Origin of the sequence: Roseimaritima multifibrata (assembly GCF_007741495.1) — a bacterium.
Lineage (GTDB): Bacteria > Planctomycetota > Planctomycetia > Pirellulales > Pirellulaceae > Roseimaritima > Roseimaritima multifibrata.
Genome location: NZ_CP036262.1, coordinates 3,031,064 through 3,051,925 on the forward strand (window position 1 = coordinate 3,031,064; position 20,862 = coordinate 3,051,925).

The following is a 20,862-nucleotide window of genomic DNA, read 5'->3' on the forward strand; positions in this document are numbered from 1 at the left end:
GAGGTACTGTGCGACGGATTTGTCCGGAGCGACGGCGATACAATCTACACGCACAGCGTTCTTCGCAGGTCTGTCGACCGCGGGGGACGTTTCGGGTTGAGTAGACTGTTTTCTGGTTAAATCTCCTTGTTTCATGCCGCCGATAATTCAATGCGACAAAATTTTAATTGTGTGGTTCATCTGATGTCGATCGTTCGCTGTGCGATGTTTTTCCTAATCGGTAGTGGGTGCTTGATACTTGCTGTGCCGCCCGCTGCCTATGCGAATGATGCGGCGTTGGAAGAATCGCCCGCGTTGGCTTTCTTTTCCGCGGTTGAAACCGATTCGTTTCGTCCCGGTAAAAGAATCTTTACGGATCGACCCTACACCTGTCCCGATATTCCCGAGGAACTGAAAGAGCTGATTTTCATCCGAACGGAGATTAATGGCTATCAGTTTGAATGTCTACGCGCAGGTGTTGTTTACGCGCTCACTCCAGCGGCCAGCCGCGAAAAGGCTGCTAGTCAAGAAGGCTATTTGTTAGAGCATGGATTTGAGCAGATTGACGACAACGAATTTCAGCTGTTTGGAAAGAATGCTATCGACAGGGTGACTGTGTATCGCAAGTCGTTGGCAGTGGGAGACCAGCTGGCGGTTGGTAAATGGGCAGTCTTGTTAGTTCCTCGCGGAAGTAAAATCACCCAGTGGAAGCCGCGTCCTTGGCAGGAAAATGATGGGGAGTTGTTGTACAACGGCATCCGCCTGCCTCGCGTCTGGCCGCCAGCAAATCTGGGTGGGCAAGGGGACGATCCCCTGCCGGTTCCCTATCTGGATTACCCGCCGGCCGAATTACCGATTGATATTGGCCGTCAGTTGTTCGTCGATGATTTTCTGATCGATAGCACGACATTGCAGCGGACCTGGCACAAGGCCGTCAAATATGAGGGCAATCCCGTATTAAAACCTGAGACCGAACTTGAATTGGGAACGAATAGCGGTCACGCTCCCATGGCGGCTCCGTTTAGTGGCGGCGTTTGGTATGACCCGACCGATCAGCTTTATAAAATGTGGTACTGTGCTGGCTGGTTTGACGGGACTGCCTATGCGGTCAGCGACGATGGGATTTCTTGGCGGCGACCCGTGTTGGATGTTCAGCCAGGGACCAATCGTGTTATCCCACCGAGCGGACAACGTGACTCGGCGGCGGTGGTTCTTGATCCTTTTGCGAAGGGACAAGAACCACGTTTTAAGATGCTTGTCTGGGGGCGACCGCAGGGAGGCAAATTGTTCACATCCGCCGACGGGATCGGATGGAGCGATCCTGTGGCGACCGGTCCAATGGGCGACCGGAGCACCATTTTCTTTAACCCGTTTAGAAAGAAGTGGGTTTATAGCATCCGCTCTTCATGGCAAGCCCGGAGTCGCAACTACAGTGAGCATGAGGACTTTCTAGAAGGTGCTGCGGTTTCGAAACAAGTGAAATGGATGCGAGCAGATAACCTTGATCTTCCCGATACCCATTGGTTTTATGCTTTTCCGGATCGCGACCAGAAACCGCTCGACCCTCAATTGTACAACCTGGATGCGGTTGCCTATGAGTCTCTGATGCTTGGTGCATTTGAAATTTACCAAGGGCCTCCAAATTCGGACTGCGCGAAAGAAGGGGTACCGAAACTGACGGAGATTCACCTTGGTTTCAGCCGTGATGGATTTCATTGGCACCGGCCGACAGATCGTACGCCCTTTATCCCCGCCAGTCGGAAAGAAGGCAGTTGGGATCGTGGGTATTTGCAATCGAACGCCGCTGTTTGCGTGGTCGTGGGCGACGAATTGTGGTTTTACTATACAGGGTTTGCTGGAGATTCAGCACGTAAGGGACGTGAAGCCCGGGACAACGGGATGTATGCAAATGCCTCGACGGGGATCGCCAAGTTGCGGCGAGACGGGTTCGCCAGTATGGATGCAGGGACCGACGGCGGAACACTGACCACAAAACAGGTTACGTTCAGCGGGAACCGGTTGTTTGTCAACGTTGATTGTCCTGAGGGGCGTCTTCGTGTCGATGTGCTGGATAAAAATGGCAAACCGATAGAAGGATTCTCCGCAGCGAATTGCCGTCCTCTGTCTGTCGACAGCACCTTGTCGGAAGTGACTTGGGAAGGAACCAAGGATCTATCCCGTTTGGCTGGCAGACCGGTCCGCTTCCGCTTTCATCTTCAGGACGGGCAGCTGTATTCCTTTTGGGTTTCCTCTGACGAAGATGGAGCCAGCAACGGATACGTCGCCGGTGGAGGACCAGGATTTGAGGGAGGTGTCAACGCCGGTGCAGATAGAAATGTGAGTGAACGTTGATTACCGCATCAGATGGTTGTGGGGATTTTGACTATCCCGAGGATCCTATTTCGGATGGGTATGTCCGTTAACCCGCACGGCTCTTAACCATCGTGACTTTGCGCGAATTGCCCACCAACCATAGCTGGGGAATAAGGAGATCTTATTGCCGTTTTGTGCAGGATCTTGGTCCGTTCGATGCGTTCCGTTTGATCTTCGAAACGCTTTGTTTTCGGAGTAATGTTGGGGGCAATCGTCAGGCGATTCGATTTGCTGGTGGCCGATGGGCTTGGTATGATTTGTCAACGTTGATCGAATAGGTCGGCGAGCACGCGTTTCGAATGCGGCGAACCTTCGGCTATGAGGCTGTCCTACGACGACGGTCGATCGATCCACGAGGATTTCATGAGGTCAGCTCTTTTCATATTGGTCTTTGTCGGCACTGTGCAGACTAGTTTTGCTGTGGATGCCGAGACGGCAGTACGTCGCGGGCTCAACCGCGTGCAACTTGCTGCGGTTAACTGGCATTCGAACGAAGACTGCTTTTCCTGTCATCATCACACGCTTCCTATGTTGGTGTCTGTGGAAGCTGACGCCGTTGGGCTGGCGTTGGATAGGGACTGGATGGAGGAACAGGCGGACGCGACTCATGCTTATTTCGAACCACGCATCGACGACATGAATGTTGGGGCACACGTTCCCGGTGGTGCTGCCACGGTTGGTTACGGACTTTGGGCGTTGAGCTTGGACAAACGTCCCCCCGACGCGACAACTATGGCGATGGTCAGCTATCTGCTGCAGATTCAAGGCGTTGCACGACTGAAAGACCGTCAAGGCGAAGAAAACAGAAAAGTGAGCCACGGACGTTGGATTGCATCGTGCCGCCGAGCGCCCATGCAAGCCTCGGTGGTCGCCGACACGGTGTTGGCGCTGATGGGGATCGAGCGTTACGCTTCGCAGGAACAGCGGGCCCGTGCGGCAAAAGCTCGTGCCGACGCCGACAGATGGTTAGATAGTGTTCCCCTTACGAGTCAGCAAGATCGCCTTTGGCGGCTATGGGGACTGCATCACCTTGGCGGGGAAGAAACGTCGAAAGCACGGGTTCTAAAAGCGGTTTTGGCGGCGCAAAACAAAGATGGTGGTTGGGGCGAGACAAGTGAACTTCTGAGCGACACCTTTTCTACAGGGCAAACGATTTTCATGTTGTGCGACACTGGCACGGCGCTCGACGATCCAGCAATCACCAGCGGGCGGGACTTTTTGCTGCGGACTCAACAGACTGACGGATCATGGAAATTTGTGAGTCACGCAATACCCGCGCAGCAATTCTTCGACAATGGTGACCCGCACGGTAAAAATCAGTTTATCTCTGTTGCCGCCACTGCATGGGCGACCTCTGCTCTTATCCAGTTGATGCCACAGCCCGAATGACAAGCGCTGGAAACAGATGCCAAGGGAACCAGAGTATTGAATGGAGGATCGATTCAGTGGAGGACGCTCGCTCCTGGCTTAGATGCGGCTCTCCCAGGTGCTGAGAAATGGATGTTGCATCCTGTAGATCTGTGGCTATTCAGGAAAGCCAACTCTTTCCCAAAAAATAGTGAGTGAGAGGCCATGCTTTTCCATCTTATTGGCCGGCGCGTCGGGGAGGCCGGCTGATCCTGGCGGGATTGCGGATTCGCCGATCGTTGCTCGGCCCCCAACAGACCGGTATGTTGGTTGTGGGCAAGATCGAATCGCTTGACGCGTCTTTTGTCACTTCAAGGAGCCTTTGTGAGAACAATGGCTTGGGCTGGAGATTGGGCGTGAAGCAGATCGACCGTTTGCAAATCCTTCTCTCAATCGATAGAAATTTTGCTGTGTTGCGACTCGTTCAACCTCTTCTGGTACTCTTCGCTATCTGCACTGGAACCCTGGCATGAATGCTCAAACCGACGTCATACAGAAACAAAAACGAAGCTGGATATCTGCGATTTTGATTTCGGTTGTTCACTTACTAGCCTTCGGGATGCTCTACCTTGTACTTGTCCAGATAAATCAGTCGTTTCAGGAATACTACCGTTCTGCGGAAATCAACCTGACTCCCGAGTTTGGCAAGATCGCGATCATGTCGGATACCATTGCCGCATTCACGCTGCTCGTTTTGTTTGCGATAGCTGTGGATATCTTTGTCGTTTTTAATCTCGCCTCAAAGCGTAGCAGGTGGACTTCGGGCTATTCGCATGCTGTATTGATTTGCATGGGCTTCGCTGGATTTTACTGGACTGCAAATAGTATTGGGCCAATGATTTCTAGCTTACCCGTAGTCGGCGACGTACCTGCCGCGGTTGCCGTGGACCCAGCTATCGACCAGGTTCTGAGCGATGAATCATGACATGGAGCGGAATACGATCCACTTCTGCGCCAGTGCCCTTCCTGACCTCGCACGCTTGTTGAAATTGATCCGTAGAAAGGAAACTTTGTTCCATGCGATCTGAGAATGGCTCTTCTGAGTCTTTGAACGTGGCTATAACCAAACAGCATCACCTTCGTTTTGGCGTGGCGTTTTATATTACCGCGGCCGTCGTTGCGATCGGCTCACTGGTTCTTTGTGCTCAGGCAGACCCTTTCTACGCGGGGCTTTCTTTCTTGCCGTTTTCGTTTGGACCGCTTGTGATCACCGCAGCGCTCTGCGTTGCCCTCCGTACGTTTTACGCGCAGCTCGTTCTGGCGATGAGTTCATTGGTGTATGCTGTCTGGTTCAGCTACGTCTTCGCACACACGTTTTATATTAATCCTGATCCGCAGTCGCCCATCGCTTTTGTTTTTTTGGGCATCTATGCTTCGCCGGTTCTAGCTGCTTTTTGGTTGGGCGCGATCCTCGTCTATTGCCTGACGAAAACGAAATCCGTGGACGAAAGATCGACCGACGAATCGATCCTTGAGATCCGCGAAATCAAACCTTCCTGAAATAGAGGCGTTGCTTGCCATATCTGGCAAGCTCCGGTTGCACTGCATTGGTTATCGTCTGTAGACCGGCGGAAATTTGGAAACTAGGAAATTTTGGAAGCTAGGCAGAAACGGATTGCGAAGTTTGTTTCTATTCGAATCGATGGGACTCTCTGCCAGATTCTCTGCTGTTGAACACGCTGCGCTGACGGTGGATGTGCTTTCAGGTAAAAAGGATTTCGGATTTCAGCTTTCGACAAAATCATTTGAATACTTGGTCGCAGAATTGATTAGATCGGTTCCGACCTAGCGTGTCGTACCAAGCGTCGACGGCGACATCCAAACAGGCATAGGGTCGCACTTTGCCTGCTGTCAAAGAGGAATCACCAACGAATCGCAGGCTAGAACTTTGATAAATCCCTATCGCCCAACAGATGGAATTGCGACAGCCCGTGGTCGATCGTTGGGGGGTTTTCGCCGAGTGTTGGCCGGATTACTGCTGCTGTGTGGAGCGATGATTGGATTGAGTGCGCTCGTGCGGTTCAGCCAATACGGTGGCTTCGCCACTTTGGGAACGATGTCGGCGAGAGAATGTGCGATCGCCGGGCTTTGGCTGGCCACCCATCTCGTTGCTATTTTAAGCACGCTAATTGTCGCCTCTGGTATTTTGGTCCGAAGCAAACGATTGGTCTTGTTTGGCTTTTTTGCGTTCGGAGCCGTCTGTCTGTTTGCATGGAGTTGGCCGATGGATTTTCTTTGGTTCGGCTGACTCAGAAATGGTCTGCGTTGAACTCTAACGCCTGCAACGATCTTCGGAATATTTTCAATGACTTCAATGATTTCAAGGCTTCACGATGGGGGACATCTCTTGCGCCATGCTTGGCATCGCATTCGAGGTACAAGGCAATGCTGATGGTGGCCATTTTGTACTTGGGAATTATGTTTGTGTATGTCCCTTGGAACGAACGTCAGCGGCGACGCCGCCTGGAGAAACGGCGTGAGCGGTACGAGCGTTTGATGGCGTTGGGCGATGAAGAGGATCCCCTAGCGACGGTTCCTTCGGCTTCAAGTCCGCTCAGGTCGTCGACGCCAAAGGCTCGGCCCAAACCAGCGGATTCAGGGAATCCTTACCAGCCGCCCGATGATCAGGCGGAGTAACCGGGGCGATAGGGGGTGTGGTTTTTATCGGAAGCGGAGCGAAAGGCGGCAATTGCTAAATCGACTGCCCGGACGGCGATGGGGATTGTCCAACCAATCGATTTTTTGGGGAAATAGATTTCGATCGCTGTGGTCCAAATAAGCACGGGGCTTTTTAAAGCACGTGCGGGTGCGATGTTATCCTTCTTGGGGATAGATCAAAAATGCTTTTCGTCGTTGGATGAATTTTTCTAGGCCGTCCCAGTATCCGGCTTGTAGATCGTCGACACTTTTCCCCGCGATAATTCCGTCGTAGGTTGCTTTGTGATTTAGCAATCGGTTTAGCGATTTCGTTTCCCATTCTGTGGGGTAGTGGCGACGGAGATGGACGGCAACGGTCAGCCCGGTGCGTAAAGAATCGAATTGACTTTGATCGGTCACGATGATGCGTACGCCGCCGCAAATCTGAGCGGCATACTTGCTGGACTGGGGAGTAAACTGAAGGGGGACGAATCGCACTCCTGGTAATCCTTCCAGGTTCAATCCTGCTGCAAAGGTCAATGGTTGAAGCCAAGGGGCTCCGATGATTTCAAACGGCGTGTCCGTGCCGCGTCCGACCGAAACGTTGGTTGTTTCGATCAGTCCGATTCCCGGGTAGAGGAGGGCCTGTGTCAAGTTCCGCATGTTCGGAGAAGGATTGATCCACAGAAGACCTGTGCTGTCATACATTTCGTCTCGCTGCCAGCTTTCAACGGGGACGACGGTTAAGTCCAGGTCCAGATTCAAATCTTGTTTCAACATTTGGGCTAATTCGCCGACGGTCATCCCATGGCGGACCGGGATCGGATGGAAGCCGACAAAGGATTCGCTCCCCGCGTCCAGGATCGGACCTTGGACGCTGATTCCGTTGATTGGATTCGGGCGATCCAAGACGACAAATCGGATCTCCTGTTCGGCGGCCGCTTGCATCGCCAAACCCATCGTGGAGACATAGGTATAGAACCGGGCTCCGATGTCTTGGATATCAAAAACCAACGTATCGACATTTTGAAGGCTGTCAGGTGTTGGCTTGCGGGTTTTTCCGTACAAGCTGAAAATTGGTAACCCGGTTGTCGAATCCTGTTGATCATCGATCCGAGCTTGATCGAGGATTCCAGCAAATCCATGTTCGGGGCTGAAGAGGGCGGTCAGATCGACTTCGGGGGCATCCTGCAAGATTTTTACCAAACTTTCACCGCGACGATTTACGCCCGTGTGATTGGTGATCAATCCGACACGTTGTCCCTTTAGTTGGACAAAACGGTCGCGTTGCAAAATATCCAGTCCCGTTAGGAGGGTGGAGGTAGGTGTTTCCAAGGGAGGGACTTGAGCGGACGCGGGTTCAGCCGGTTTGACTGTTTCTTGGCAAGTGGCGACCGTCGTTCCCATCCATAGCAGTAACACCGACACGGCGGTGCGTCCAGCCATTCGCGAGAAGCAGGAGGATTGCATTTCTATAATGGGAGAGTGCCAAAAAGTCATGTGGATCGACTTTCAGCCGCCGTTTGAGGCGGCTTTGCGGAAGGGGAGAAAAACAGGTTGCTTGACCAGCCAATGAAATAAGTGAAAAGGGCGCCCAGGGGAGCAAACCAAGTCCATGCCAAGGTGGTTCCAAATTTCGCGTAAACCAATATGACAAATCCACCCAGCATGCCGAGAAAAGCCGCACGCCGATCGATTCCGTTTCCCCACACGCCAAGTAAAAAGACGCCGACCAAGATTCCGGCGGCAAATCCGGCAATCGCTAACGCATCTCCGATGACACTTTTGGAGAGTGCACTGGCGCCCAAGCCAATCGCAATCTGAAGCACTCCGAAGGCGATCGTGAAAGCTCGGCTGGCTGTCACCATTTTTTCCGGCCGGACGGTGGTACCTTTGTAGGTATGCCATGGTGCATAGAGATCGTTCACTGCGGCACTTGCAGAGGAGTTTAATGAACTGGAAAGCGTTGACATTGCCGCAGCAAAGACGGCGGCCAAAGTCAAACCGATAAGTCCCGTGGGGAGGTATTCGACAATGTAAGAAGCAAGGACTTCGTCGGCATGTTCGAAGGTTCGCGGGTCGACTTGGGTGTAAAAGCAGGCAAGGGCGACGCCCAGCAGGAGGAACAATGCGAACTGCCCAAATGCGGCGAATCCGCTGAGGATCAATGCGCGCCGAGCGGCACGTTCGTTCCTCGCGCAGAGAAATCGTTGAACCATCATTTGGTCTGTGCCATGGGTTCCAAAACTAAGGACGGCTCCACCCAATAAACCTGCGATCAGAGTGTAGGGTTCGCTCCAGAACGAGAAGTTGTCGGTCGATCGTATCCGCAGGTCGAACAAGTGCCAGCGTCCTGTTTCGTGTCCGAACTCCCAAAGTCCGGCCCAGCCTGTTGGGAGTGCTTGGACCAGCAAGTACAGGGCGATCAGCCCGCCGGAGACATAGACAACCAACTGAATACAATCGCTCCAGACAACCGCTTTCATGCCTCCGAAAAAGGTATAGAGGATTGTCAGTAAACCGATCAGAACGATGCACCAATGCAATTCGATCCCGATTGCTTTTTCCAACGCGATCCCTGCCAGGAACAGTCTTAGCCCATCCCCAAGATTTCGTGTTACCAAAAACAAAAGCGAGGCGAATGTTTTGACGCCCCCCCCGAACTGTTTGTGGAGGACTTCATAGGCGGTATATAGATGCCCTTGGAAATATTGAGGCAACAAGATTACGGCGACCAACATTCTGCCCAGCACGAATCCAAACGCCAGCTGAAGAAATCGCATATCGCCGCCAGCGGCATATGCAATTCCAGGAACGCTTAGGAAAGTGGCGGTGCTGGTTTCGGTGGCAACAATCGAACCCAAAATGGCCCACCAAGGTAGGTCTCTGCCACCTAAGAGGTAGCCATCAAGGTCTTTTTTCCCCCGGCCGATCCACATGCCAAATAGGACAACCGCGATCAAGTAGACACATACGATCCCGGTATCGACTGGTTGGATTGCAAAATTCACGTGGGGCTGCAGTTCGAGAAGTCGAGGTTACTATAAAGAGCTGTGAACAACGAACCGTTCACAACAGTGAAGCGGGCTGAATCACCCAACCGTCCTGCCGTCAAAAAACTGTGCCCATCATTGCTTTGCGGCTTCTGCATTGTGCTTGAAAGATGAATGACCAACAACTGCCTAGTGGAAAACCGCTCACGACCGAATCGCGAAATCCGGCTTCCGCAAAAATTGATCAGTGTGGCGCAGCTGAAATTGTGCAGTTGATGAACCGGGAAGATGCGAAGATCGCCGGAGCCATCGAGAAAGAAGGAGAGGCGATCGCGGCAGCAATGGAAGCGATCGCGAAACGCTTTGGGCGTGGCGGCCGTTTGATCTACATGGGCGCCGGAACGTCGGGACGACTGGGAGTCCTTGATGCGAGTGAGTGCCCGCCAACTTTTAATACGCCTCCGGAAATGGTCGTCGGATTGATCGCTGGCGGACCGACCGCTTTAACCAAGGCGATCGAAGGCGCGGAAGACCATCCCGAACAGGGGAGGGCGGATTTGGAATCGATTGGGCTGACTGCCGACGATGCCGTCGTTGGGATTGCAACCAGCGGTTCCACGCCGTACGTGGTGGGTGGGCTTCAGTATGCAGTAGAAGTGGGCGCCCTGCCGATTGGATTCGCCTGTAACGAAAACAATGCGTTATCCCAGCATGCTCAGTTGATGATCACGCCAATTGTTGGCCCGGAGGTGATTAGTGGCTCGACACGTTTAAAGGCGGGGACCGCCACCAAGCTGGTGCTGAACATGTTGACCACAGGCGCCATGGTGTTGCTGGGAAAAACTTACGGAAACTTAATGGTCGATTTGCGTGCAAGTAATGTAAAACTACTTGCCCGGTCTAAAAGAATCGTGGCCGATCTGACCGATCTCTCTTTGGAGGCTGCGAGCGAACTGTTGGAAGCTTGCAATGGTGAAGTCAAAACGGCGATTGTTGCCCATGTGCGGCAACTGAACGCCGACGATGCTCGTAGTCGTCTGGCCTCTGTGAAGGGGCACCTGCGGGCTGCATTAAATGAAGAGAACGTGGAGCCGCTGCGGTGAATGAGTCCCAACAATACGTGCTTGGTGTCGATGGTGGTGGATCTAAAACCGTTGCCTGGTTGGTCGAGCGATCGATGATTCCACCGTTCCCCGATTCGCAAAGCCCGGATTCGCAGGGAGCCGATCCCTTGGTCCCGTTGGGGATAGGGCGTGCGGCCGGATCGAATGTGCGAACGGTTGGGATGGAAGCGGCCACTCAGCACCTGCGGCAGGCGGTCGAAGCAGCGTTTGCCGATGCTGGAATCGAACCAAGGACGGTCGCCGCCGCTTGTTTTGGGTTGGCCGGAGCGGAGCATGCGGACGCCCAAATCCCTTTCCAGGACTGGGCCGAACAGGAACAGATTGCATATAAGACGATCATCACCAATGATGCCGAACCCATTTTGCATGCCGAGGTCGAAGACGGATATGGGATCGCGTTGATTGCCGGGACCGGATCGTTTTCGCTGGGAGAAAACGCTTACGACCGTGTACGTAATGGCGGATGGGGGCCGCTGTTTGGGGACGAGGGGAGTGGCTATGCAATCGCACTGGATGGACTGCGTGCGGCAACGCGGTTCGCGGATGGGCGAGGCCCAAAAACAAAATTGCTGGCGGCATTCTTAGAGCGACTGGAGCTTGACGAAGTTTCCGATTTGGTCGGCGCGATGTACCGTTCGTCGATGGATCGCCGGCAAATCGCGGAACTCGGAGAAGTCGTCTTCATGATGGCTCCTGAAGATCGAGTCGCCGAAGGCATTCTACAGAGGGCGGCCGTTGAATTGGCTTTGTTGGTGCACAAGGTTGCCAATCAATTGGAAGACACCGAACATGAATTACCCGTCTTGCTAACCGGAGGGGTTTTAATCAATCACCCAGCGTTTCAAGAGCGTCTTGTCCAGACACTGAAGCAGACCGGCTGGCAAGGTAGTCGCGTCTACCCGGTTCCCAATCCGGTCGCGGGCGCCGTACGTATTGCGGCGAAAAATTGTTGATTTCGTCGAAGCTAAAAAATGCCAGGTTTCGGCAAACGTCAATGCGCTACGGCGGCGTCAGCCAACGTTCGATCGGTAGCAAATCGCAGTCTTTGCATGTAGCTCCCACGCAGGAAACGGAGGCTACTTTACGCGGTAGCCTAGCCCACGCAGGGCCTGCCGGACGTTTTCCATGTGGTCGCCTTGAAGTTCCACAAGATCTTCGTTGGCCTTGACCGTCCCACCAGTACCACAGGTTGCCTGCAATTTGGAAAGCAACTCAGAAAGATCGTTCGCTTTCGCGGTCAATCCCGAAACGACGGTCACCCGGCGTTTGCCTTTACGGACTTCCGTGCGCACTTGAGCCGTCTGCTCGGATGGGGCAAGACGGTTGGCTGCGATTTGTCGCTTCTTTTCGAAAGCCGCTTTGGTTTCCGGCGTACACTGACATTCCGACTCCTTTTGACCGCAAATCTCGCATTCGGGAGGGATGTCGAACGGGGTGCCGGCGAATAGTCGAGTCATGGTGGGGGGAGGTTCCGAAAAAGGGCTGCCGTGCGGTTTGGCTGAGAATGCTCGTCCCGGGGCGGGGGCCCTGCGATGAGAGACAAAACGGGCTTCAAGGCAATGATTTGTCCCGTGCCCAGGGCGATGGCTTGACGTATAATGTTAACCCTTCCCTTGGGCGTCTCCTAGGGCAAGTCCACCCTACTGATGTCCCGACGGTATGAGAATTTTGATGAATCGAAAAGCGTTTAGGGTCGTCTTCGCCGTTTGTGTCACGCTGATGTCTAGTGGTTGGGGAGACGATTTTCCTAAGGTCTACGACAGTCCATCGGAAGCCGGATTGTCACCGCTGGATGCTGCGACCGCCGCGGATTCAATGGAGTTGCCCCCCGGTTTTTCAGCGACGGTGTTTGCCGCCGAACCGGAGGTGCGGAACCCTATCGCGATGGCATGGGATCAAGCAGGGCGGATGTGGGTTGCAGAGAATTACACGTACTCCGATCGCACGCAGCGGTTCGATCTAAACCTTCGCGACCGCGTCGTGGTGTTTCGCGATACCGATCAGGATGGCCATGCCGATGAGCGGCACGTGTTTCTTGATACCGTCCAAAGGTTAACCAGTGTGGAAGTTGGCCGGGGCGGGGTTTGGCTGCTCGCCCCACCCCAGTTGCTGTTTGTTCCCGATGCCGATGGGGATGCAAAGCCGGACGGCCCAGCGGTCGTCAAACTGGACGGTTTTACGGTGGCGAAATCCAATTATCATAACTTCGCAAATGGACTTCGCTGGGGTCCGGATGGTTGGCTGTATGGACGCAGCGGGCATTCATGCCCCGGTGAACTTGGGATCCCCGGGACTCCCGATTCCGAGCGTGTTCCGATCAAAGGAGGGATCTGGCGATTCCACCCTGAACGAAACGTGGTTGAAGTGCTTTGCCATGGGACTGTGAATCCTTGGGGCCATGACTGGGATCGTGATGGTGAATTGTTTTTTATCAACACCGTCATTGGCCACCTGTGGCACATGATGCCAGGGGCTCACTTTAAAGAGTCATTTGGTGAGAGCAGTAATCCAATGGTCTATGAAAGATTGGACATGATCGCTGACCACTACCATTTCGATACCAACGGAAGTTGGACGGCAAGTCGCGATGGAAAGGCGAATGATCTAGGAGGAGGTCATGCTCATATCGGGATGATGATTTATCAGGGGACGCAGTGGCCGGTCAAATATCACAACAAATTATTCACGGTGAACATGCACGGTTTGCGAGTGAACGTTGAACGCTTAGAACGTCAGGGGGCAGGGTATGTCGGACGACACGAACCGGATTTCTTGATTTCTAAGGACCCCTTCTTCAGAGGCCTCGATATTCGGACCGGGCCTGACGGGCATGCCTATGTCATCGATTGGAGTGATACAGGAGAGTGCCATGATTCCACCGGCGTTCACCGAACCAGTGGGCGGATTTTTCGACTGGCATACAGCTCGCCGCTGAATTCTTCGCAGGCCACGGCAGTCCGCAAGACGACCTTGCCATTTGCAAAACCGACATGCATGGCTGGCCCCGGCGAACTTCCCAAGTTATGGAAGAGTTTTCAGGCTGGGAATACGACGGCGCTGACGCTTCGACAGAAACTGCACGATCCCGATGAACATGTCCGGGCTTGGGCGATTCGCTTGCTAACGGATGCGTGGCCATTGGATACGCTGGACGGACCGATGCCGTCTGCCGTCTACCCAGCAGCCCCCGAAACGTCACGGGATTTGATTGCGGTTAGTAAAGAGGATTCTTCGGGGCTGGTGTTGTTAACCCTGGCATCGACTTTACAGCGAATCCCCGTTCAGCAGCGGCCCGCGTTGGCGGAAGGGTTAATCGTTCGAGAAGACTACCGTGACGATCGCGATCTACCTTCGATGGTTTGGTTTGGGTTGTCGCCGGTGGTTCAATCAAATCCGGGGTCGTTAATCCCTTTGGTCCAGCGGAGTCGGTGGCCTTCATTGACCGGTTGGATCGCCAGAGCGATCGCTGACCAGCACGCAGCGGACGCCGACCAGTCCGTGTTAAATGAGTTGTTGGTGGCTGGCCAATCCGTTTCGCGGGATCACCAGTTGGCAATCCTGGCAGGAATGCAGAAGGCATTTGAAGGGGAACGAAAGATAACGGCACCTGCGGACTGGAATGCTTTTGCTGGTTCGATTCCCACCGGTTTCGGTGAGGAAACGATTCGTCAGATGGGTAGTCTGTTTGGCGATGGAAGGGCGATGGAACAGATTCGCCAGGTCGTGCTAGATAAGAAGCGATCGATCGCCGTGCGTCAGAGGGCTCTCCAGCATTTAATTGAGGCTCGCCCGAATGACCTTCGCGAAATCTGCGAATCCTTGTTGGATGTTCGCGTTTTGAACAAGACGGCGCTGCGTGGTTTGGCTCTGTACAACGATCCGAAAGTCGGAGCGTTGTTGATTCGTAAGTATCAACGGTTCCAGCCCGAGGATCGCCAATCGGTTTTAGAAGTGTTGGTGTCGCGGCCAGCATTTGCAGAATCGCTTCTTAAAGCTTTGGGAAAAGATAAATCCTCGATCTCGGCAGCGGACATTCGACCGCAGTACGCCCGGCAAATTAAAAGCTTGAACATTCCAGCGTTGACGTCCGAATTGTCCAAGGTCTGGGGGGACGTCCGTGAAACGTCGGCCGAACGGCAGCAGCAGATGCTCTCTTTAAAAAAAGACGTAACGCCAACGGAGCTTCAGCAAGCCGATCTTTCGGCAGGTCGAGCCCTTTTTAAGGCGACCTGTACCCAGTGCCATCGGCTGTATGGCGAGGGCGAGTCGATTGGTCCGGACCTGACCGGTGCACAACGGACGAATTTGGACTATCTGCTTGAGCATATTGTCGACCCAAGTGCCGTCGTTGGAAAAGAGTTTCGGATGTCGGTTGTTCTAACGGTCGATGGACGGGTTCTGAATGGATTGATTGTTTCGGAAGACAAACAGTCGCTGGTGCTTCAGACTCCGAATCAACGCATGGTTCTTCCTCAGTCTGAAATCGAATCGGTTAGTCAGACTTCGAAATCCTCGATGCCCGATGGCTTGTTGGACCGAATGTCCAAGACGGAGGTGCGCGATTTGTTTGCGTACTTGATGCACTCGGGGCAGGTTGCACTGCCCGCAACCCAAAATTAAGTCTCCGTCACACCGGCCGCATGGGTTTGAATTTTATGGATATCCGTTCTGGACCAATGTCTGTTCGCCAGTTGACTACGGCTGGTCAGAATCATCTTCTGACCAACACCGGCGTTTGGTCCAAAGATGGGGAATGGATCTTTTATGATGTGCGAAGCGATGCGGCGGGCAGCCAATTTGATAGTGCAAGAATTGAACGCGTCCATGTGAAATCGGAAATTACAGAGACCGTCTATCAGTCCCAGCACGGGGCGTTTGTGGGAGTCGTTAGTTGTTCCCCGGTAGAGGACCGAGTGGTTTTTATCCATGGTCCGGAATTTCCAACGGCCGACTGGAGTTACGCGGCTTGGCATCGTCGAGGCGTTCTGCTGGATCTGGCGAAGGTCGGATGCGTGACCAATTTGGACGGGCGTGATCTTGTTCCGCCATTCACGCAAGGGGCTCTTCGCGGCGGGACGCATCTGCATGCTTTTAGTGGGGATGGTCAGTGGGTCAGTTTCACCTATGAAGATCATTTATTGGCGACGGCTAACGATCGTAAAAGTGAGCCCAACCGGCGGAATGTCGGGGTGACCATTCTTGGGATGCCTGTTTCAGTTCCCGGTCGCCATGAACGGAATCACAGTGGAAGCGGCTTCAGTGTCTTGGTCAGCAAAACGGTGGCAAGTCCAGATCCGGGGAGCGACCAAATTGGACGAGCCTATAGTGACGCGTGGATCGGACGAGACGGCTATGTGAGGCACGATGGTGTCCGCCAATCAAAAGCGATCGCGATGTTAGGCGACGTTTGCTCGGAAAATGGAAATCCGGTTGCTGAGCTGTTTGTGCTGGATATCCCCGATTCTCTTGTCAGCTTGGCAGAGCAGACTCCGATGGCCGGGGCAGGAGAGATGCCGTTCACCCCACAAGGTATCGCGCAGCGTCGGTTGACCTTCACGACCAACCGGCCGTTCCCCGGATTGGGGCCCGTTAGGCATTGGCCAAGGAGCAATCCTGAGGGAGGTCAGATCGCATTCTTGATGCGCGACGATCAGGGCATTGCTCAATTGTGGCTGATCGCTCCGACCGGGGCGGGGTTGCGACAGTTGACGCACAACCCATTCCCGGTGCAGTCGGCATTCTCATTTCGCAGCGACGGGCGAGCGATTGCCTGCATCGCGGGTGGTAGCCTGTGTGAAGTGGATGTTCAGAGCGGACAGACGACGCGTTTGACCAAGGTTGCCGAAGGAAAAACAGCCCTGCGAGGCGAGGCGGTGGTTTACAGCCCCGATGGGAAACAGATCGCATTTGTCCAGCCGGTCAGCGATCCGATGCACGGGGGCAACGAGGGGCCGTTTTTTAACCAAATCTTCCTTTCTCCCTCGGTTTTTGCAGGTTGACGTGGGCCATTATTAATTGGCTCTTCGGCGTGGTAATGCTATAGTTACCAGCGGGTGGGTAGGTCTATTGGCTTGGCCTGTGACGTTCGCTGCCAACCCGGGGCGCTTGCGGGGAAGGGCACTTTTCCGCTTCTTTTCTTCTAATACGACCGTGGAGTCTCCAACTGTGAAAACCGTTTTCTATTTACTGCTACCGCTCCTAAGCGTTTGTATTGTGACGCAGCGGGCCGCGGCGGACGAAGGAGATGTCCGGCAAGCGATTCAAGCTTATGTCGATGCGTTCAATCAAAAGGATCTTGCCGCGGTTTCCAATGCTTGGACGGAGGATGCAGTCCATGTGGACAGCAGTACCGGCGAAACGACGGAGGGACGTTCTGCGATTGTCAGCGACATTGCGGAGGTTTTTAAGAATCAACCTGAAACAAGACTATCGGGTAGTATTGATTCGGTCGAAATGTTGACCGCTGAAGTCGCCGAAGTCGAAGGCGAAACACGCGTAGGACCACCGGGCGAAGCTCCGTACGTGTTTGCGTTTTCGGCGGTTCTGATCGAAAAAGATGGCCTGTGGCAAATCAAAACGGTCGAGGAATCGATCCCCGAGCAGGTTGGTTCCGCGGGTGAAGCCTTGCAGGAACTGGAATGGTTGGTCGGCAGCTGGGTAGACCAAGGAGAACAAGAGCGTGTTGCAACCACCGTGCGATGGACCGAAAACGGTAACTTTTTAACCCGTTCATTTGTGGTCAGTGATGATCAAGAAACCATCATGAAAGGGACTCAAGTCATCGGTTGGGATGCGCGATCTGGAGAGATTCGGTCTTGGACTTTTAATTCCGATGGATCTTTTGGAACGGGAGTCTGGAAAAAGAAGGGGGCCGATTGGTATGTCCAGTCGTCTCAAAATTTGGCAAATGGGCAGGCCGCCATCGGGACTTTTGTTATTTCGCAAGAGGACCCGAATTCAATGTCACTGCAGTTGATCGGGCACGAAATCGACGGGGCTCCGCAACCGACGGGGCAGGCCGTCATCGCGGTGCGAATCGAGAATAGCGATCCCGTCCTGGACGCCAGCAGCGGGAACGTTCCGCCAGCGGTGGTTGAGCCGTAGCGTTCCTTGTCAGATGCCCGTTTCCTGACGATGGAAATGGGGCTCCCCCTCCATTTTATTCCGCAATGTCGAGCCAATACGATGACTCAAAGTTTCAAAATATTATTTCTAACGCTGCTCTGTGCAGCCCTTCCTGCCTCCGATGCATTTGCACGTGGTGGTTTTAAGGGGGGAGGTGGAGGCGGAGCACGCGGTGGTGGGCATTCGATGCCCTCAAGACCCGCAGCTCGGCCGGCAGCTCGGCCGACACCTCGACCGGCAGTCCGTCCCAGTGCACCGTCGCTCGGAGGAGGCCGTCCAAATGTCAGCCGGCCGCCGGTCAGCCGGCCACCCGTAAGCCGCCCGCCGGTGAGCCGTCCACCGGTTAGTAGACCTGATGTGAGCAGACCTCCAGCAAGTCAATTGCCCGGTAGCCGTCCGGGCGGAAATTTGTCCCCTTCCACTCGTCCAAGTCAGCCAAGCCTAGGGAACGGGAACCGTCCGGGAAATACGTTGCCCAGTCGCCCAAGTGTTGGTGATCGTCCGAACGCGGGCAATCGTCCGAACGCGGGCAATCGTCCGAACGTTGGTGATCGTCCGAACGTTGGTGATCGTCCGAACGTTGGTAATCGGCCGGGGGCGAACTTGCCCAATCGTCCTGGAAGCAACTTGCCTGCTGCTGGGACTCGTCCAACTCCGGGAGGTGTCAGTGACTTTCTTGGGATGGATAAACCTTTGCGTCCATCGACCTTGCCAAGCAATACTCGTCCAGGCGCTGGAGACCGTCCGGGACCTGGAGACCGTCCAGGAACCGGAGACCGTCCAGGAAGCGGAGACCGTCCGGGACCTGGAGACCGTCCAGGAGCCGGAGATCGACCAGGACCTGGAGACCGTCCGAACTTTGGTGACGGAAATCGACCCAATATGGGAGATCGGGATCGGCCTGGCATCGGTAACGGAAATGGAAATGGCAACGGAAACCGAGTCAACATTGGCAACATCAATATTGGAAACAATACGGCTATTAGCCGACGTCCGTCTTGGGTGAACATCGACAACAACCGTATCACCGGAATCAATAATCGCTGGCGGGGGACATTAGGAGGTCTCAACAATTGGCCCGCCAGGCACCCGGCACGAATAGGGTATTGGAATGGCTGGGGGAACGGCGTCCGGCATGGATGGCATGGTTACCATCATCACCCCAATTGGTTTGGCCCTTCGTGGTGGAACAATCACCCACATCGTTGGTGTGGTTGGCACTACGGTTACCGTTTTAGCTATCATCCTTGGCGATATTGGTGGACCGTGCCGACTTACGCGGCTTGCACAAACTGGTTCCGTTGGTCCGCCCCCGCTACGGTTTGGGCTCAACCAATCTATTACGACTATGGCCAAGGTGGCAACGTTGTCTATCAAAACAACAACGTTTATATCGATGGAGAACCCGTTGCTTCCGCAAGTGATTTTGCAGAAAGTGCCGCGGTCCTAGCGACCGTACCGCCTCCGGAAGACGAAGCCAAAGCCGAGGAGGAGGAATGGTTGCCGTTAGGAACTTTCGCCGCAAGCAGCGACGAAAAAGATATTGAACCGACGAGGATCGTTCAATTGGCGGTCAATCGAGAGGGGATCGTTAGCGGCACTTTGTACAATTCGCAAACCGATAAAGCGGAATCGGTCCAAGGCCGCGTCGATCAGGATACTCAGCGAGTCGCTTTCCGAATTGGCGATAACGATAACGTTGTCATCGAAACCGGGCTGTACAACCTGACCCAGGAACAAGCTCCGTTGTTGGTCCATTTCGAAAATGACAAAGTCGAACGCTGGTTACTGGTACGGATGGAAGCACCTCCAGAGGATAGCGAGAACTCCGAGGGCGTGAGCGAAGGAACGGAGCAAGGCGATCCGAACACGGATGCGGCACCCGCGCGAAGTTCAGCGGAGCCCGTCAAAGCGGACGTATAGTCTGCAGCCCATGGGGTTAGAACTCCGCACCTATAAAGAGAGGCAGGCATGTCGGTTTCGTGAATGGAAACGGACACCCTGCCTCTTTTAATAAAAAAACCGCTTTTGCATGCGATGCGAAAAGCGGTTTGCGTAAGCGGCGATTCGCCTATCAGTCTTTTGCTTCTAGCGAATCAGCTTTTTCTTCGGCGTTGTCTTCAATCGCGTCCGCTTTCTCTTCGCCTTTTTCTTCTAAAGCGTCCGCTCTGGATTCACCGACTTCCTCGACGGCGTCTGCTTTCGCTTCAGCAGCATCGGTTTGGGCGGCTCCGGTAATCGTGCGTCCCGCATCGTCGCGAATGGCTTCGGCGGTATTCTGCGAATCATCGCGAATCGCCTCAGCACCCATTTGGGTTTGATCACGTACGTTGTCAGCGGTGGTATCGGCTTGCTCACGAACGTTATCCGCCTGAGTGTCGAACGCACTGTCATTGCATCCAACGCTAACTACGGCAACCAACGCGGCCAACACACCTGCAAATAGACTCTTCATCACAAACCTCACTTATATTGTTGGTGGAAATCGACGAACCGTTGTTCGCCTGCTTGCTTCACGAAGGTAGATACGAAAGCAAAGGCTGTGCCATTCGTTTGATATTTAGTTGCAGGTTTTGTTTCTCTAGTGATTTGCAGTGCTGGATTCGTTTTTAGGCCAGATCCCCGTGCCGCCGGCGAGCGAAACGTTGCGTGACAAGAAGCAAGATTGATCGGAGATCGATCAAGCAAAGCCGAATGCGGTCAGTGTGAAACCGATCAGGGCAACCAAACATAGTGGTAGGGCACGAACGTACGGCCTGTCGATGTGTTTGTGCAAAAGGGCCGGACGGCTTGCGCCGTTCCGCTAAGAAGGGCTGTGGGGCACAAAATCTTAGCGGCAGGGCGCGAGCCCTCCGGCCTGTCGATGTGTTTGTGCAAAAGGCCGGACGGCTTGCGCCGTTCCGCTAAGAAGGGCTGTGGGGCAACCAATCTTAGCGGCAGGGCGCGAGCCCTCCGGCCTGTCGACGTGTTTGTGCAAAAGGGCCGGACGGCTTGCGCCGTTCCGCTAAGAGGGGCTGTGGGGCACAAAATCTTAGCGGTAGGGCGCGAGCCCTCCGGCCTGTTGACGTGACTTGTGAAAAGGCCGGACGGCTTGCGCCGTTCCGCTAAGAAGGGCTGTGGGGCACAAAATCTTAGCGGCAGGGCGCGAGCCCTCCGGCCTGTCGATGTGTCTGTGCAAAAGGGCTGGACGGCCTGTCTTGTTTGGAGTTCCCGATTAATAGGTC

At 54.2% G+C, this 20,862-nt stretch carries 16 protein-coding genes; 12 read left to right on the plus strand and 4 right to left on the minus strand.

The genetic code is table 11. The annotated features are described in order from the left end of the window. Window positions 1-150: 150 nt before the first annotated feature. From FF011L_RS11075 to FF011L_RS11100, 6 genes are all read left to right on the plus strand, one after another. Window positions 151-2,331, plus strand: a complete 2,181-nt coding sequence (locus tag FF011L_RS11075; RefSeq protein ID WP_145351731.1) for a glycosyl hydrolase family 32 — start codon at window positions 151-153, stop codon at window positions 2,329-2,331. A gap of 549 nt (window positions 2,332-2,880) precedes the next feature. Further along, on the plus strand, window positions 2,881-3,741 hold the full coding sequence (locus tag FF011L_RS11080; protein WP_218933138.1) for a prenyltransferase/squalene oxidase repeat-containing protein: 861 nt from the start codon (window positions 2,881-2,883) through the stop codon (window positions 3,739-3,741). A 487-nt stretch (window positions 3,742-4,228) separates the two neighbouring features. Continuing rightward, window positions 4,229-4,684: a hypothetical protein gene (locus tag FF011L_RS11085; RefSeq protein WP_145351733.1), complete on the plus strand. Its 456-nt coding sequence runs from the start codon at window positions 4,229-4,231 to the stop codon at window positions 4,682-4,684. A gap of 128 nt (window positions 4,685-4,812) precedes the next feature. Then, the gene (locus FF011L_RS11090; protein ID WP_145351734.1) at window positions 4,813-5,259 is read left to right on the plus strand and encodes a hypothetical protein; all 447 of its coding nucleotides are present in this window, start codon (window positions 4,813-4,815) and stop codon (window positions 5,257-5,259) included. A gap of 388 nt (window positions 5,260-5,647) precedes the next feature. Further along, window positions 5,648-6,007 (plus strand): hypothetical protein, encoded by a 360-nt coding sequence (locus FF011L_RS11095; protein ID WP_145351735.1) that lies wholly within the window; start codon window positions 5,648-5,650, stop codon window positions 6,005-6,007. A 143-nt stretch (window positions 6,008-6,150) separates the two neighbouring features. Then, window positions 6,151-6,396 (plus strand): hypothetical protein, encoded by a 246-nt coding sequence (locus tag FF011L_RS11100; protein WP_145351736.1) that lies wholly within the window; start codon window positions 6,151-6,153, stop codon window positions 6,394-6,396. A 177-nt stretch (window positions 6,397-6,573) separates the two neighbouring features. Here FF011L_RS11100 and FF011L_RS11105 read toward each other — a convergent pair whose 3' ends face one another. Together FF011L_RS11105 and FF011L_RS11110 are read right to left on the minus strand one after the other, a co-directional pair. After that, window positions 6,574-7,866, minus strand: coding sequence for an exo-beta-N-acetylmuramidase NamZ family protein (locus tag FF011L_RS11105; RefSeq protein WP_246109867.1), 1,293 nt, complete (start codon window positions 7,864-7,866; stop codon window positions 6,574-6,576). A gap of 26 nt (window positions 7,867-7,892) precedes the next feature. Beyond that, the gene (locus FF011L_RS11110) at window positions 7,893-9,407 is read right to left on the minus strand and encodes a sodium:solute symporter (protein WP_246109868.1); all 1,515 of its coding nucleotides are present in this window, start codon (window positions 9,405-9,407) and stop codon (window positions 7,893-7,895) included. Between the two features lie 152 nt (window positions 9,408-9,559). Between FF011L_RS11110 and murQ the strand changes: the two genes are divergently transcribed. Next, entirely contained in the window at window positions 9,560-10,492 is a 933-nt protein-coding gene (gene murQ, locus FF011L_RS11115) for an N-acetylmuramic acid 6-phosphate etherase (RefSeq protein WP_145351737.1), read from the plus strand. Further along, window positions 10,489-11,466, plus strand: a complete 978-nt coding sequence (locus tag FF011L_RS11120) for an N-acetylglucosamine kinase (protein ID WP_145351738.1) — start codon at window positions 10,489-10,491, stop codon at window positions 11,464-11,466. Before murQ ends, FF011L_RS11120 begins: the two co-directional genes overlap by 4 nt. Before the next feature lie 123 nt (window positions 11,467-11,589). Here the strand turns inward: FF011L_RS11120 and FF011L_RS11125 are convergent, their stop codons facing one another. Next, the gene (locus FF011L_RS11125; RefSeq protein ID WP_145351739.1) at window positions 11,590-11,970 is read right to left on the minus strand and encodes a translation initiation factor; all 381 of its coding nucleotides are present in this window, start codon (window positions 11,968-11,970) and stop codon (window positions 11,590-11,592) included. A 214-nt stretch (window positions 11,971-12,184) separates the two neighbouring features. Between FF011L_RS11125 and FF011L_RS11130 the strand changes: the two genes are divergently transcribed. From FF011L_RS11130 to FF011L_RS11145, 4 genes are all read left to right on the plus strand, one after another. Continuing rightward, complete coding sequence (locus tag FF011L_RS11130) at window positions 12,185-15,133, plus strand: PVC-type heme-binding CxxCH protein (RefSeq protein ID WP_218933139.1); 2,949 nt, start codon at window positions 12,185-12,187, stop codon at window positions 15,131-15,133. Window positions 15,134-15,168: 35 nt separating this feature from the next. Continuing rightward, window positions 15,169-16,512 carry a DUF3748 domain-containing protein gene (locus tag FF011L_RS11135; RefSeq protein ID WP_246109869.1) on the plus strand — a complete coding sequence of 448 codons (1,344 nt, stop codon included), beginning with the start codon at window positions 15,169-15,171 and terminating at the stop codon, window positions 16,510-16,512. Window positions 16,513-16,663: 151 nt separating this feature from the next. Further along, the gene (locus FF011L_RS11140; RefSeq protein ID WP_218933140.1) at window positions 16,664-17,617 is read left to right on the plus strand and encodes a YybH family protein; all 954 of its coding nucleotides are present in this window, start codon (window positions 16,664-16,666) and stop codon (window positions 17,615-17,617) included. A 492-nt stretch (window positions 17,618-18,109) separates the two neighbouring features. Next, complete coding sequence (locus tag FF011L_RS11145; protein WP_145351743.1) at window positions 18,110-19,561, plus strand: mu-protocadherin- cell-suface protein; 1,452 nt, start codon at window positions 18,110-18,112, stop codon at window positions 19,559-19,561. A 151-nt stretch (window positions 19,562-19,712) separates the two neighbouring features. On the opposite strand, the gene FF011L_RS11150 is transcribed toward FF011L_RS11145, so the two are convergent. Beyond that, a complete protein-coding gene (locus FF011L_RS11150) occupies window positions 19,713-20,093 on the minus strand; it encodes a hypothetical protein (RefSeq protein WP_145351744.1) in 381 nt (126 codons plus the stop codon). Between the last annotated feature and the right edge of the window lie 769 nt (window positions 20,094-20,862).